This window comes from Alistipes sp. CHKCI003 (assembly GCF_900021155.1).
In the GTDB taxonomy this organism is placed as follows: domain Bacteria; phylum Bacteroidota; class Bacteroidia; order Bacteroidales; family Rikenellaceae; genus Alistipes; species Alistipes excrementavium.
On the sequence record NZ_FCNT01000094.1, the window covers coordinates 1 to 15,051 of the forward strand.

12 protein-coding genes, 2 tRNA genes, 1 rRNA gene and 1 pseudogene are annotated in these 15,051 nt (G+C 51.9%); 11 read left to right on the plus strand and 5 right to left on the minus strand.

The genetic code is table 11. The features are described from left to right. A 16S ribosomal RNA gene (locus BN3659_RS11570) occupies positions 1 to 121 on the minus strand; the annotation flags it as partial. A 275-nt stretch (positions 122 to 396) separates the two neighbouring features. On the opposite strand from BN3659_RS11570, the gene BN3659_RS12945 reads away from it, so the two are divergent. The 3 genes from BN3659_RS12945 to BN3659_RS11580 all read left to right on the plus strand — a co-directional run bounded on the left by BN3659_RS12945 (position 397) and on the right by BN3659_RS11580 (position 1,816). Next, complete coding sequence (locus BN3659_RS12945; protein WP_141682582.1) at positions 397 to 792, plus strand: hypothetical protein; 396 nt, start codon at positions 397 to 399, stop codon at positions 790 to 792. A 248-nt stretch (positions 793 to 1,040) separates the two neighbouring features. Continuing rightward, positions 1,041 to 1,655, plus strand: coding sequence for a signal peptidase II (locus BN3659_RS11575; protein WP_091537137.1), 615 nt, complete (start codon positions 1,041 to 1,043; stop codon positions 1,653 to 1,655). 79 nt (positions 1,656 to 1,734) lie between these two features. Then, a tRNA-Leu gene (locus tag BN3659_RS11580) sits at positions 1,735 to 1,816 on the plus strand. Positions 1,817 to 2,277: 461 nt separating this feature from the next. Here the strand turns inward: BN3659_RS11580 and BN3659_RS11585 are convergent. Continuing rightward, positions 2,278 to 3,303 (minus strand): Omp28-related outer membrane protein, encoded by a 1,026-nt coding sequence (locus tag BN3659_RS11585; RefSeq protein ID WP_171847763.1) that lies wholly within the window; start codon positions 3,301 to 3,303, stop codon positions 2,278 to 2,280. Between the two features lie 21 nt (positions 3,304 to 3,324). Beyond that, positions 3,325 to 4,395, minus strand: a complete 1,071-nt coding sequence (locus BN3659_RS11590; RefSeq protein ID WP_171847764.1) for an Omp28-related outer membrane protein — start codon at positions 4,393 to 4,395, stop codon at positions 3,325 to 3,327. A 442-nt stretch (positions 4,396 to 4,837) separates the two neighbouring features. On the opposite strand from BN3659_RS11590, the gene BN3659_RS11595 reads away from it, so the two are divergent. Together BN3659_RS11595 and hpf are read left to right on the plus strand one after the other, a co-directional pair. Beyond that, positions 4,838 to 5,740 carry a tyrosine-type recombinase/integrase gene (locus BN3659_RS11595; protein ID WP_091537141.1) on the plus strand — a complete coding sequence of 301 codons (903 nt, stop codon included), beginning with the start codon at positions 4,838 to 4,840 and terminating at the stop codon, positions 5,738 to 5,740. A gap of 23 nt (positions 5,741 to 5,763) precedes the next feature. Then, positions 5,764 to 6,060 carry a ribosome hibernation-promoting factor, HPF/YfiA family gene (hpf, locus tag BN3659_RS11600; RefSeq protein ID WP_091537143.1) on the plus strand — a complete coding sequence of 99 codons (297 nt, stop codon included), beginning with the start codon at positions 5,764 to 5,766 and terminating at the stop codon, positions 6,058 to 6,060. A 56-nt stretch (positions 6,061 to 6,116) separates the two neighbouring features. Here hpf and BN3659_RS11605 read toward each other — a convergent pair whose 3' ends face one another. Further along, a complete protein-coding gene (locus BN3659_RS11605; RefSeq protein ID WP_091537144.1) occupies positions 6,117 to 7,451 on the minus strand; it encodes an MATE family efflux transporter in 1,335 nt (444 codons plus the stop codon). Positions 7,452 to 7,902: 451 nt separating this feature from the next. Continuing rightward, positions 7,903 to 7,977: transfer RNA gene (locus BN3659_RS11610), tRNA-Glu, on the minus strand. Between the two features lie 141 nt (positions 7,978 to 8,118). On the opposite strand from BN3659_RS11610, the gene BN3659_RS11615 reads away from it, so the two are divergent. The 6 genes and pseudogenes from BN3659_RS11615 to BN3659_RS12955 form a co-directional block, all read left to right on the plus strand. Next, positions 8,119 to 8,889 carry an RsiV family protein gene (locus BN3659_RS11615; RefSeq protein ID WP_091537146.1) on the plus strand — a complete coding sequence of 257 codons (771 nt, stop codon included), beginning with the start codon at positions 8,119 to 8,121 and terminating at the stop codon, positions 8,887 to 8,889. An 803-nt stretch (positions 8,890 to 9,692) separates the two neighbouring features. Further along, the gene (gene rhuM, locus BN3659_RS11620) at positions 9,693 to 10,088 is read left to right on the plus strand and encodes a RhuM family protein (RefSeq protein ID WP_253181087.1); all 396 of its coding nucleotides are present in this window, start codon (positions 9,693 to 9,695) and stop codon (positions 10,086 to 10,088) included. Between the two features lie 1,378 nt (positions 10,089 to 11,466). Continuing rightward, positions 11,467 to 12,069, plus strand: coding sequence for a hypothetical protein (locus BN3659_RS11625; RefSeq protein WP_091537147.1), 603 nt, complete (start codon positions 11,467 to 11,469; stop codon positions 12,067 to 12,069). 3 nt (positions 12,070 to 12,072) lie between these two features. Further along, entirely contained in the window at positions 12,073 to 12,969 is an 897-nt protein-coding gene (locus tag BN3659_RS12950; protein WP_141682583.1) for a DUF5683 domain-containing protein, read from the plus strand. Positions 12,970 to 12,986: 17 nt separating this feature from the next. Beyond that, positions 12,987 to 14,690: a carboxypeptidase regulatory-like domain-containing protein gene (locus BN3659_RS11635; RefSeq protein WP_091537151.1), complete on the plus strand. Its 1,704-nt coding sequence runs from the start codon at positions 12,987 to 12,989 to the stop codon at positions 14,688 to 14,690. Between the two features lie 110 nt (positions 14,691 to 14,800). Next, positions 14,801 to 15,051 (plus strand): annotated as a pseudogene (locus tag BN3659_RS12955) (hypothetical protein); the annotation flags it as partial.

Here is a 15,051-nt window from a genome sequence, read left to right on the forward strand (position 1 = left end):
GTTACGCACCCGTGCGCCGGTCGCCATCTGAAGTATTGCTACTCCAATGATGCCCCTCGACTTGCATGTGTTAAGCCTGCCGCTAGCGTTCATCCTGAGCCAGGATCAAACTCTCCATTGTATGAAAAATGTATTGTTAGAGTCCTGACTGCTTTCTATTTCCTAAAGGAAATTGACAGATAAATACTACATTCTTTTTCTCTCAAAAATAACCAGTAATTCAAAGAACCTTGTTGAAAAAAATTCGCAATTTACAGTGCGAAAGGACTGTAAAGATAAATCATCTTTTTTAATCCTGCAAATATTTTTTCAAGAACTTCGCATTTTTCGAAAATTCCATCTTCCGAACGGACTTTCCGGTTCGTTTATTGTGAACCTTCAGAATTTTTCAGAACCATGTTTTTCTCAAACGCGGATGCAAAGGTAGGGACTTTTTCCGAATCTGCAAATATTTCGGCATCTTTTTCCGAAAAAACCTTCATTTTCTTTGTTTTGACAATCTATACCTTATTTTATATATGGCAAAACTTTCTCTTCGTTGATTTTTTAACCGCCTTACTCTTGACGTCCGCTGAACGGATTGCGGCATACGAACGTAAAATGCGCACCGGATTTTTCTTACGCTCGGCACTTGGACCGTTTCGCCCACAATCGGAGGACAAAGACAGCGGCTCTTATCGTTTTTCGGTACGGGCATTTGCATTTTTCCTATCGCGCAGGCAGTCCAAGTGTCTGATGCGGACACGAGCATTGTATCCCGCTTTTATTCGCGCAAAAGGTCGTAATCTCTAAATCCAATCATCATAGTGCGGGGGAGGGTGGCGTTCCCTCCGTCGTCGGCCCGGCGGAGGGCGGTCATTTTTCTTCAGTGCGTCTTCCCGCTCCTCTTCCTCCGCCCCCCCCCATCGGAACTGCACGGGATAAAGCCGGGCTCGTCTTGCATCTGAAAATTTCCGCGACCATTCACGGTCGCATCCGATATAAATCCGTATCTTTGCGACGCAAATCGACGGTCGTCCGTCGCTTACAACGTGAAATTTATGAATCTGAGAAAACTCACACTCCTCGTCGTACTCCTCCTGATTGCGGATCAGGCTCTCAAAATCTGGGTCAAAACCCACATGACACTCGGCGAATCGATCACGGTCTTTCCGGACTGGTTCCAGTTGCTTTTCATCGAAAACAAAGGAGCGGCCTTCGGCATGCACATTCCCACTGCCGGCGGTTTCGATTGGGGCAAACTGCTGCTCGGACTTTTCCGCGTGGCGATGATCGGCGTCATCGGCTACCTCATCTGGTACGGCGTGCGGCGACGGAACGACGTGCCCAATGGCGCGCTCATCGGCGGAACGCTCATTTTCGCAGGCGCACTCGGCAACATTCTCGACAGCGCCTTCTACGGGCTGCTCTTTTCCGAATCGACACCCCTGACCGTCGCCCATTTCGGCGGGCACTATGCCGGCTTTATGATGGGCAAGGTGGTGGACATGTTCTATTTTCCGCTTTTTCAGTGGAACAACGCCCCTCAATGGCTCGGCTTTCTGCTCGACAGCCGCAATTATTTCTTCGGCCCGGTCTTCAACCTCGCAGATACATATATCTCTGTAGCAGTAGTCTACCTTCTCATTTTCCAACATAAATTCCTGTTTCGCTGATTTTCCGGATAAAAAAATGTCCGAAAACTTTGCAGAAAAAGGAAAAAGTGCTACTTTTGCACACCGTATTCCACGGAATGCCCAGGTGGCGGAATAGGTAGACGCGCACGTTTCAGGTGCGTGTGCCGCAAGGCGTGCAGGTTCGATTCCTGTCCTGGGCACAGAAAACCCCGTTAGAGGAAACTCCGACGGGGTTTTCATTTGAATTTCTCATCACACCCACTCGCTCAGCAATAACGGCCATTCGCCACTCATCCGCAGTTTTTTCGCCTCCGGCAGTTCCGGCTCACACGCCCTTTGGAACATCGCGCATCTGTACGGAAATGCAATCGGAGCGGCCACATGGGGGGGGGGGGCATCGGCCCCCTTTACCGAAGGCCCCCCGCCTTCGCCGGACTATGAACCACACGTGTCGCCGGACGAGAAGACTTCCGGTACAAACACAAATAAGGCTGTCTAACAAGTCTTAGACAGCCTTTATTATTCGTACTGCTATTCGAGAGTTTTCCCGAACCGGCAATTCTCAAAGGGTTGAAAAGAGAACTTGTCGGACAGCCCCATTACACGCTCAGCGCCGCCGAAGCAGCCCTTGATGCAGAGACCGCCGCCTCCACGTGGATCTCTATTCCGCCTCGTAGCGATAATCGCAGGAGCCGTTTTGAACGGGAAGCGAAACGACGTTATTCGTATAAACGGCCGCTCCCTCCTCCTTCATCACATAGATAAGCACCCTGCAATTGGCGAGGTTCCATTTTCTGTCTGCGGTAAACGCATATTCACAGGGGTATTCGGTACCGGCCTCGCATTCGCCTAACGTTACGCCCGTGCGGGAGGTAGCGAAAGCGCGAAGCACCTGATTGTAATATCCGTCCTCCGAATATCCGTCCATGTACTGAAGCCCGTCCTCGACCACTGCGCAGCACACGCGGTAACGCCCCTTCTCCGAGAAACGGATCTTGGCTTCGACATTGATCCGTTCCAGTCCGGCCTCCGATTCGGCAGCAATGCCGCAGACGGCAGGATAGTCGTCGAGTTCGCCTTCGAGCGCCTTTTCGAGTTCGGTAGCCACATATGTCGCAAGCACACGATAGTCGAACACGGAGCTCGGAAGGCCCACAATCCGGAAATCGTCGGCCAATTTCTGACACTCTATAATGGAAAACGCATCGTTGCAGTGCACGGCCATGACGATCATGCGATCCGGCACCTCCTGATCGAGGTTTTCGAGTCCCGAGGTCATCAACGGACAATACTGACACCATGTAGCCGTAAATTTCTGCACGAGTACCTGCCGGTAGAACTCCCCCTGCGGTTCGAACGAACCGACCGCCGTCAGGGAAACGGGTTTCGAGACACGTCCGTCCAACTCCGCTTCGAAACGGTACACCCCCGTCTCTTCGGGAACGAAAGCAGACTCGACATAGGTCTCCGTCTTGACGTTGCGGATCCGCGCCGCCGCCGTTACATCCGTCCCGCCGTCCAAGACGGTAAAGAAGACTTCCGTTCCGATACGGACCTTATTTTCGCTCACCACGAGTTCGAGCTCTTTTTCTGCGGGCGTTCCTTCGCCGTCCGAATCGCCGCAACCGGCGACCGGCAGCACCAATGCCGCCGCACACAACATTCCGAGAAAATGTTTGAAATACATCGTCATAATATAATTAGAAGTTTAGTTTGCCGTCTCCGGTACCGGTTCGTATTCGAAATCGGATTCGCCTCCGTCGAGCGCACAGGCAGAAGTATTGTTCACATAGACGGTCTCGCCGTCCTCTTGCAGTCGCAGCGCATAGACGAAAACCGTACAATTCTCCTTTTTCCACTCCTCCGGCACAGGGAAAACGAATTCGTGTTCGAACTCCTCGCCCGCCTCGCGGGTACCGACATCCTCTCCGAACCGGTCGGTGATGAACCGACGCAGTACGTGGTAATAGTTGCTGAGGCCGTCGTCGGACGAGCCTCCGTCGTAGCGCAGTCCGTCCTCGACCACCGCGCAGCAGAGCCGCAACCGGTCTTCCTGCGCGACCCGGATCCTTGCTTTTACGGCGGCCTCGCCATCCTCGACCGCGGATCGGAGTGCGATTCCGCAGATAGCCGGCTCCTCGGCCAACATGTCGTCGAGCGCTGCGTTCAGCTCAGCCGCATTATTCGAAACGCTCGTCTTGTAATCGAACACGGCGTGCGGAAAACTCGTAATCTGATAGTCCTGCACGAGTTCTTCGCTGACGTCGGACGCGAAAACATCGCCCGAATGCACGGCCATGACGGCGGTTCGGCCGGGACGCTCCACTTCGATTTCGCCCAAATATTTGTACATCAACGGACAAGCCGAACACCAAGCCCCTGTGAATTTCAACACGAGCGACTTCTTGAAAAACTCCCCTTCGTCGCGGTAGGGCACATAGAATCTCACGGGCTGATACGAAGTGGACGATTCGTTATAAATAGCCGCAAAATACCGGGTACCGGCTCGGTCCGCTTTGTAATTCGGGCTGCATGGCGTCTTGTCGCCCTTCATGCGGATGATCGCATTCGCCGTAACATCCACATCCCCCTTGTATACGGTAAAATTCACCGTATCCCCGACTTTCGCATAATTCGCGCTCATCTCCAACCGGAGTTTTCCTTCCGGTTCCGCTCCCGATTGTCCGTCGTCGGCCCCGCTGCATCCGGCACACAGGCCGCCCGTCATAAAAAGCGCAATTCCTACGAGCCACAGCCGATAATTCGTAAAATTCTTCATCGATACACTTTTTACCCGTAAATTCGTTACAACCCTCCTCGAAGACCGCTTCGACATGCGATACACTCTCTACTGCCCTGCAAGGTAGTCAACCTCCGCCGAATTCGCAAGCCGAAAGCGTTTTTTCTATTTCGACCTTCGCTCGTTTCAGGGAACGGGGCTTTGACAAGGCGTCTTCTTCCGTCGACGCCCCCATCGTTCGTCTCATGCGTCGTCCCGACCGATTGCGTCGAATGCGTCGCATCCGTCGTTCCCGTATCCGAAGCGATCCGGTCCGGCACGACCGGCCGCCGATCCCCGGATGCTTCGAGCGCTCCGGCCGCTGCTTCGCAGATACGCACCCGACTTCCGGCCCTCTCCGATTCGTCCCGTGTTACGGGACTCCGGGCAAAAAGCCGTCGGGGGAGTGTAACGGCACCTTTATATTCACTATCTTTGCTCCATGTTGACGCCTTTCTTACAATACCTCGAAGCCGAGAGACGCTACTCTCCGCTGACGCTCCGCAACTACCGACGCGACATCTCGCTTTTTTTCGAGTGGCTCGGCACGGACGAAAACTCCTTCGATCCGACGCGCATCACCGCCGAGGATATCCGCGAGTGGATCCTCCACCGTACGGAGACCGCCCGTCTGGGCGCCGCCTCGATGAACCGCGAGGTCTCTTCGCTGCGTTCCTTCTTCCGCTGGCTCCACCGCACGGGCCGTACCGCAGAGGATATCTGCCGCACCATCTGTTCGCTCAAGACGCCGAAACGACTTCCGGTCTTCGTTCCTCAGAGCCGCATGGCGGATATCGTACACGATTGCGGAACCGAAAGCGACGATTTCATCACAGAGCGCAACGCATTGATCGTACTCATGTTCTACGCCTGCGGACTTCGCCTCGCCGAGCTGGTGGGCACCGACCGCAGCGATTTCACGGACGACTACACGTCGCTGCGCGTGCGGGGCAAAGGCGACAAGCAGAGGATCGTACCGGTCCTCGATTTCGTACGGGAAAAAATTTTGCGCTACCTCGGCATCATTGAGAGGCAAAATATTTGCAACTCTGCGGAAAAAGCACTATTTTTAACTCAGAAAGGAGAACGTATATCCCGCAGCGTGGTTTACAGGGTCGTGAAAGCGGAATTGCAGCGCGGCGGGGTGCAGGGCAAGAAAAGTCCCCACGTACTGAGACACACTTTCGCTACGCACCTTCTGAACGGAGGAGCCGACATGCGGGAGATTCAGGAGCTTCTCGGCCACGCATCCCTCCAAGCGACACAGGTCTACACGCACAACAGCATCGCCACGTTGCAGAGCATATACACCAAAGCCCACCCGCGCGGAAAGTCCGGGAAGTAATTAACCTATTTAATTGCACAGCTATGAACGTACAGATTCAGTCAGTGAAGTTCGATGCCGACCGCAGGCTCGTCGATTTCGTAGAGGCGAAGATGGCCAAGATGGACCGTTTCGCCGAGCGCTCTACCGGAGCGGAGGTCATTCTGAAACTCGATAAAGACCACGAAAAGGGAAACAAGGTAGCCACCGTTACATTGCACATGCCGGGCGAAGATCTGGTCGCCGAGCACCGTTCGAAGGCTTTCGAAGAGTCGGTGGACGAAGCGATCGACGCCCTGAAACGCCAACTCGAAAAATTCAAAGGCAAATTCGAGAAATGACGTGCATACGGTCTGCAACAGAAAAGACGGCTCCGGCCGTCTTTTTTCTTTCCGCATCAGATCCGGCGCATCCGCCAGCGTCCGCCGCGCATGTAAAGATAGGACAGCACGAAGGTTACGAAGTAGTAGAGGTGGTCGGTCGTCCAGCAGACGGCGACATCGGCCCGCAGTCCGAAGGTGAGCCACACCGTGTAGCCGACATAGAAGACGATGGCCGCCAGCACGATCGCGAGTGTCATGCGCGTGTTGCCCGTACCGGACACACAGAACTGGTAGACGAAAGCCGGCACGCAGACGACGAAACTCGACAGCATCACCCACATGGACGGCACGCCGCGGGCCACCTGCGCCGCATTGTCGGAGTAGAGCCCGAGCGCTTCCGAGGGAAAGAGCGCGAGCAGCACGGCCAACGGCACGACGAAGCAGAAGCAGAGCCCCGTCATCCGGCGGCAGAGCGGCATCACGGCATCCGCCTCACCCGATCCGATCAGGTTGCTCACCAGCGAGCTGGCCGTCGAGGCGAACGCATTGACGAAGAGGAAGACCACCGACGAAATGCTGCGCACCATGTTCGTTACGGCCAGTTCGGCGGCTCCGAGATGTTCGATGCAGACGAAGAAAATAAACCAACTGAGGAAGGCCATCCCCTCCTGCAACATGATCCAGACCGACACCCGCAAAATTTGACGGAGCTGCACGGGTTCGAAACCTCGGAAACGAAAAAGGCGGTAACGCCGCCAGTCGATTCGAAAATAGGTGTAGACCGCGAAGAAAAGCACCGAAACCCCTTCCGCCACCGACGAGGCGATGGCCGCACCGGCGATCCCCATTTCGGGGAATCCTCCTTTGCCGTAGATCAGCAGATAATTGAGCAGAATATTGGTCAGCACCATCACCACCGAATTGGCCGTCAGAATGCGCGTGCGGGTCGTCCCGACGTAGAAAGCACGGAACATCAAGGCCGTGAACGAGAAGAAAAAGCCGTAAACCCTGTATTCGAGATAGTCGCCCGCCGCACGGCGCACGGCTTCCGTGCCGATCATCCACGAGAAAACATCCCGGGCGAAGCACTGCGACAACGTAAAAAGCACCGCCGCCAGCAACAACAGAAAGAGCGTACCCTGCATGAAGATCGGGCCGATCTCGCGGTATCGTCCCTCGCCGTTGCGGCGTGCGATCAGCACTTGGGCCCCGACGCTGAAGCCGAAACCCAACATGAAAATCACCATATAAAACACGCCGGCGAGCGCCGAAGCCCCGAGCTCGGTCTGTCCGTCCCCGTAATGTCCCAGATAGATCGTATCGGTCAGACCGATCATCTGCTCCATCAGCAGACTGACCAACACGGGAAACGTGATTTTCAAAATCTCCTTATTCGTATAACGGGCCATGCGGAATTGCCGAGAAAAAAGTTGAATTTATTTCGTCCATTTCCCGCCTCGGCAGAGCCCGAACGAGTTCGGCTCTGCGCTCGGCTCAATGAAATGGTTCAAAGATACATCATTTCGCCCAAACGAAGAAAACCTTCGGACGAAAATCCCCCCCCCCTCGCTCCTGCTCCTCCGCCTTCCGGCAGCATCCGACGCAAAACCGGAAGCGCTCTTCCGTTCTGCGCAAGAAGCTGTCCGACAGAGTTCCGTATAACGGCCCCCTGCCGAAGCGAACTCCGACAGAAGCGATTCCCAACTGCCGAGATTCGCCGGTCAACCGCCAGCCCTTGCGGCTCGCAGTGCGGACCGCCCCTCTTCGTGCCGAAAAGGCCGTCGTCTCCGGCCGGGCGACCCGGCCGCAACGCCGCCGGAGGATAGACATGCAAAACGACCGCACTTCCGTACGGTCGTCTGGTAGTGGATAGGGGATTCGAACCCCTATGTCATGCGTGAGAGGCATGTATCCTAACCCTTAGATGAATCCACCATTGCTGAGTTTCGTGGTGCAAAGATAACGTCTTCTTTCGAATCTCCAAAAAATTATGGCCCGAATCTGATATTTTTTTTACTATGCGGCTCCGACACCGGCATTTTAGCTATATTTGTCCTACCAAATACCTCCGTACTTATGAAACATGCGTTCCGTCTTGGCGCCGTTGTCCTTCTCTGGGCTGCCGCGGCCTGCGGCCCGAAATCACCTGCACCGGAATTCAAACTCCTCGCCATGGACACCACGCTCGTCTGCGGTCCGGTCGGCTACGATGTGCAATATCGTTTCACCTCGATCGCCAATGCCTCCCATTCGCCGGCCTTGCAGGCCATCGAGGAGGCCAACATCCAATATTTCTTCGGATTGGAAGACTTCACCGGCACAGCCTCAGAAGCGATCGCGGCAGCCCTCGATCGCGTCCGTCGGCAGATACGGGACGATCTGCGGTCCGACGAAAGCGGGCCCGTTTCGACGGACGCTCCCGTACGGGAATACAGCGAATCGTCCGAATCGGAGGCCACGGTCATCGACACGCTGCTCGTCTATACGATCCGCTCCTCGGGTTACTCGGGCGGCGCCCACGGCATGTATGCGACCATGGCGCACAACTACTCGCTTGCGGGCGGATACGAACTGACGCTGGACGATCTTTTCACCCCCGCCCAGCTCACCGTACTCGATTCGCTCATCCGCAACCGGCTCTACGACCGCTGCGGCGTATCGAGCGACGAAGGGCTGGCCGAGCAGGGATTCTTTCCCGAATACATCGGCCCCACCGGAAATTTCGCCGTTACCGAAAACGGCATCACCTTCTACTACAACCCCTACGATATCGGCTGTTATGCACTGGGCGACGTCTCGGTCGACATCGACCGCGATGCGCTGAACCGGCTCGGCATAGGTCGATAGCCGAATCACAAGGCTGCGGGAACGACCGTTTTCGTGCGGTTACGGAAGCCTCTTCACCCATGGAGCCTTCCGTTTTTCGTACGAATATCCGCAAAAAAAGAAAAACCTCAGAAACGGGCCCGGCCCGAATCTTCAGTTTTTCTCAACCAACCTAAAACTACTAACCTAACGGATTGCTTTCCCTGTCCTGCGACACCGAACCTGCCGGAGATCCGCCGACAGCGGAAAACACTCCCTGAAACCTTCAAAACTTCGTTGCAAAGATAGAACCTTTTTTCGACTTATGCAAATATTTTACGAAATAAGTAAATAAATTTAACATTTTCGTAACACAACCGCCCGACTGAGCGTGCGTGCAATTCGATACCTCGTAACATCGTGTTTTTCCAATAATGCGATTCGACTAAATAGGATCGTCGCTCCCGCATCCCGAGCGAACGGTCGCATGCGGCTCCTTCGCGGATCGAACCACGGCCCGTTCATGATATTCCGGAATATGGGCCGCGAGGGCTCGAAATACAGCTCGATAAAGCGGGAATTTGAATTTTCCGAGCTTATATATTCGAACCCCATACCGTCGAAACGTACCGCTGCTCACTCCATAGCAATCTGTTTTCAAATACGAGTTTTTTGTATCTTTATTCGTGTCGTAATTCGATGTTGGAAATTTCACTTTTGTTATAAATAAGGTATGAATTTTATGAGTCGTCCGAATTGGAGAGAGAAACAACTTGCGCAATAATTGCACAAGTTCGGAGGGACTACGGCAAGTGCGGCGTATGGTTCCATATTACAACCTCGATATGATTCCATCGGTAGGTTATCGTGTCAACTCCAGAAACACCACGCAGTTCCGTATCCGGGCGAACAAAGTGCTGAACGAATACCTTATAAAAGATTATTCCGTCCATAACCAAACAAAAGCCGAGCAGTCGGAGGAACGGAAACTGGCCGTCCGCCTGCTCTCCAATGTCTTGGTTGCGAAGGATGTTACGAAATCCGAGGCGGTCGGAATCTCTATCCGAACGTCGAGGGAAAAGACGGCCAATCCGCCCTACCCGACGGTCAAGAACCGCTCGTTCAGCCACGGCAACAAGCGTATTGCGGCGTTCCTGTTCCTCTGGTTCTTGGAAAACAACGGATTCTCTACCGCCCCGACGGTCCGCGCATTTGAGATAACAACACGTCGGTCGCTCTGACGCTGATACTTGCCGCAAGCCGCACCGAGGAGAAAGAGGTAATGACGAAGGTTGCGGTGAATCCGATCAACAGGAACAATTAAAGCGTTTATGAATATATCGGAAAATTGTTTGTAAATTTCGACGCAAATTTTTGATTTGTAGTCGTTGTATTTTTCCGATCCCGGAAAAATTACAGGAATTGAGAAATCGTCCAAAAGCTACGAACACGGCTCGGACAGAATTGAACCGCCCGGCATCGAATCTTCGTTCGACAGTTTTGTCTGCGGCCATTCAAGCCGGAGAAACAAGCGACGAGACAATCGGATTCGATTCTCGACCTCATTATCTCATGTTGAAAGCGCAACGATTGAAGCGGATATTCTGTTTGATGTATTTCCTCCCATGCGGCAAGATAATTCTACAAATCAGGAATTCTGTAAGTCCGCAAATCTCCTATCCTCAGATTGAGTATTCACTCAACTCAAGAGAGGTATATGGACTTGCTTCAAATCGTCCGGTGAAAAAAGTAGCGATGCGAGTCGTCGCAGATGAAAAAGATCATCGCAAACTGCATCTTACGCTCAACGTAATTCAGTGTATGAAAGTGATTTCAGGTACAAATCGAAAAACGGACTTGAGGCAGAACATACAACCGAAGACGGAAAGCCGGAGCATGAAAATATCGCCAGAATCCCACAAATATAAACCGAGGCCAAACAAAAACAAGTCTACTACAATAATCGGTCTCTATATTTTGCAATGATACCCTGTAATGAAAACATCGCATGCCCGGAAGTGTCCGTTCATGCCTATTCGACACCGAAATACAAGAGGTATCACAGAAATATTCGCGACAGACGAGGATGCGCATGATATTTCTCCGTTCAACGGAGGTAACAGCGACGGCATTTATGGTGCCGCCGGCTTTTTATACCATATGCAAATAATCCCAAATTGGAAATAACAAAGTTGCATTTCAAGGGGCTCCGCATTTGGAATAAAAAATTGTTTTGCGGAAATTTGCACTGAATTTTATATGAGTGTTGTTCTATGTGAAAATTATTCTGTATTTTTGTCTTGTCGCAGATGCGGCAGACATACAGAAAGTGTTTTCGCACTGTTCCTCAAAGAAAATCTGACAGTTTTCAAAAGCAAGAGAACGACGAACAGCACTCATTTCTTGTTTAGATATATGCGATCGGGCATTTTCATTGCTCATGGATCCCATATCTATTCAAGTGTGGGGTATCCGTATCGTTTATTCTTGCTTGGGTTTTGTCAGAACCTTCTTTGAGATAAACGAAATCGACTCCACACTTTCTTTTTGTATCAGCCTACCGTATAGGAGCCGGACGGTAAAATTGAAACTATTGTTTAATTAAATATCAATTTTACTATGCAAAAGTCGTATGTTTTGGCTGTCCTCGCCGGAGCGTTCTTGTTTGTTGCTTGCGGAAGCTCTAAAAAAACAGTTGCCTCAAAGACTGTCAATCCTTATGGGAAAGTTGTCGAGGCGGAACCGTGTATCGAATTATACGAACAGTCGCCCTGTAACAGAGCCTATGGCAACGGACAGCACTTCAAAGAAGCGACGGCACGGAATATCGCGGAATTGCAAGCCCGTGCAATGTTCGCTCGCAAGATCGAATCGGCTATCTTATCTGCCACCGAGGACATGGGTATTTCAATGGAAAAATACGCAGCAGACGATCAATCGGGACAATCGGTAGCCGATCAATCGGGAGAAGCAAACGATTTAGCAATGGGTATTGCCCAGCAGGTCGTCCGGAATATTCATACCATCAAAACGACAAGATATCTTAAATCGAATAATCAGTTCACCGTCTTCGTATGTATGGAATATGCCGGAGACGAGAATACATTGGTCGACCAAATAGAACGAAGTGTTCAAGATAAAATTTCTCAAGACGACCGAACAAAAATTGAACAACGGCACAATGAATTCCGTCGGCGAATTTTAGAACGTTTAACGGAATAAAACATGAGCTATCGTATTTTGGGAGCATTTATCCTATTATTGGGGAGTGTCATACGATCCTCGGCTCAAAACAGTTCGCCCCTGAAACCCCAATGGGTCGGGAATGTTCCCTGCAACTACGCCAGCGATTTTTACTTCGTTGAAGTGCATTCGGACATGGGAAGTTCATTGTCCGGAGCAAGAACGTCCGTCATGCAGGAATTGTCTGCCGGCGTCGAACGCACGGATAAGGTTTCGGTAAGAGAAATTTATGAAGATTCTTCGACACAGCAATATTCTTCGGACAGAATACATGGTTATTCCTCCGATTTTTATCAATTGGAGTTGCAGGTAGACGGAGAATCGCAGCCGATACGATCCCGGCGTATCGACGAATATTGGAAAACTTCATTTCGCGGAGGATCGAAAATATACGAGTATTATGCTCTTTACGCTGTTGAGAGACAAGGACATCATGCCGATTTTTCGATTATCTCGACAACGTCATCCTACGGCGCCCGCGGACTGTGGCGGTCGGCTATCATTCCGGGCTGGGGCCAATTCCACAAAGGAGCCAATCTCAAGGGCGGCCTGATCCTCGGGGGTTGTGCGGCATTAGCGGCAGGAATCGTCTTTACCGAAAGCCTGCGTTCGGACTATGCCCGGAAAATAGCCCAAACACACAATATAAATCACATAAAAACTTATTCGACCAAAGCCGACCATTTCGCTACTGCACGCAATATTTGCATCGGAGCCGCCGCCGCACTCTACGTCTATAATTTAATCGATGCGATAGCGGCTCCCGGAGCACGACGCATCGCGGTCCGTCGGAGAAATAGCAACGGACAAACATACTCTTTTGTACCGGCCGTGATGCCGGACGGCAGTGCCGGAATGGTCGCAGCGGTTACTTTTTAACGGATATTCATCATCTTATGAAACGTTTTTCTCTTTTCTTGATGCTCTTGCTTTGTTTCGGATGCAGCGAGAGCGAAGTGGATACTTTCGGCGGTATCTACGGTATTATCACCGATGTGGAAACGAAAGAACCCGTCCGCGGTGCGGACGTCGTACTGGCACCGGGCAATATATCTTCGACTACAAGTACCGATGGCCGTTATGAATTCACAAGCCTTGAGCCGGGTCAATATAAATTACAGGTGCAGGCCACGGGATACACGACCAACAGTCGGCAGATAACGGTCTCGGCAGGGACGCGAAATTCCTGCGACCTCGTCCTTACACCGGAAACAGTCAGCAGCAAAATCAAACTGACCACCACAACATTGAACTTCGGGACGGAATATACGAAGCTCTCTTTCTCGATTCAGAACATAGGAAATGCGGGAAGCATCGACTGGTTGATTACGGACGTGGCGAATTGGCTGACCGTTTCGCCGCTGCAAGGCCAAACCGACATGGGAAAATCGAGCGCCGTAACCGTTGAAGTCGATCGCTCTTCGATCACGAATGAGTGCTCAACGACCTTCATCGTAGTTGCCGACGGGGAATCCATCCCTATCTTTGTTTCGGTCAAACCGGCAGCAAGCTACACCCTTTCCATTACCCCCGAACAATTGGATTTCGGCACGACTGAAACCATCAAGACGTTACAGCTATCCAATGTCGATTATAACGGTATCGTCGATTGGAATATTTCGAATGATTATCCTGCGTGGATCGCATCGATCGTTCCATCATCCGGCTCGCTGCGTAAAACGGAAAGCGCCACGGTAGCCATAGAAGTGAATCGTTCGGAGATTTCGAGCAACGTATCTACAACGTTGTATGTGGCAACCGGCGAAAAAGTCATTCCGTTCATTGTGTCCTGCAACTATTTACCGGCAGAACAAACTCCCTTTACGGAAATTTCGCCGGCATCGGCCATTGCGTTCGGATTGACTCGGACAACCGCAACCGTGAAACTCAAATCGCACCATTCGGCAACGAGTTACACGGCTTATCTGAAAGACTGCATCGGTTCATGGGTCAGTCTGAATAAAACCAGCGGCATAATCCCGGATTATGAAATATCCCAGCGGACGGAAGAAATCATTCTGACAATCGACCGTTCGAGAATGTATTCCACGAATGAAAATTGCACGCTCTGCATCGACGCAGGTAATGACGAATATCAACTCAATATCACGGCGCAAAAAAAATCATCGGACGGAGGAGGAGCGGATGACGCAGATCAGGAAGATTACTCATCAGCATCAATCACCTCGTGCGACTATCGGGTCAAGCCTCATATCGTCAGTTGCAAACGCAGCGGATCATCCGTTGTATTTACCTATACGCTCGAAAACGACGGATTAGGGACGATCGACGATTGGCGGATCTATCCCCCATCGGCTATGTCGGTTATTCAAGGAGGCAGCAAATCGGTAATCTCGGATAATACGGGCAAAGAATATCCCTACCCCGCCATGACATTTCGAAACGCATCGACAACAGGAGTGAATATATTGAATACCAGCTTTCCGGAAGGCATGCCATGCCAAGGGACGATAACTATCGACGATGTCCCCGCATCCGCAACCGCAATTACGGCCCTGATCGGAGTTTACGCCTACCCGAACTCACAATACAATATGACCGGCTCCGAAATAACATTCAAGAACGTCCCGATCCGTTGATTGGATGTTCACGCGAGAGTATCGATCGTTTACCGGTCATCGATCAATAAATCTTTGAGGGATGGGCTGGAGATTATACCACTTATCTCTTTTTAATAATTCTTTGCATTATGCGTTTACTTTTTTCATGGATTTGTCTTGGTCTGACCGCCACAATCTCCGCCCAGTCTTTCGATGAATATCGGAAACGCGCACTGTCCGACTTCAATTACTACAAGACCGAGCAGCAAGACGCCTTCAAGGAGTACCGCGACCGCGTAAATGCCGAATTTGCGGAATATATGCGTCGCGCATGGCCGCAGTTCGATGCACAGCCTGCCGAGCCGGTTCCCGACCGTCCCGAGCCGCCGCGACCGGCGGT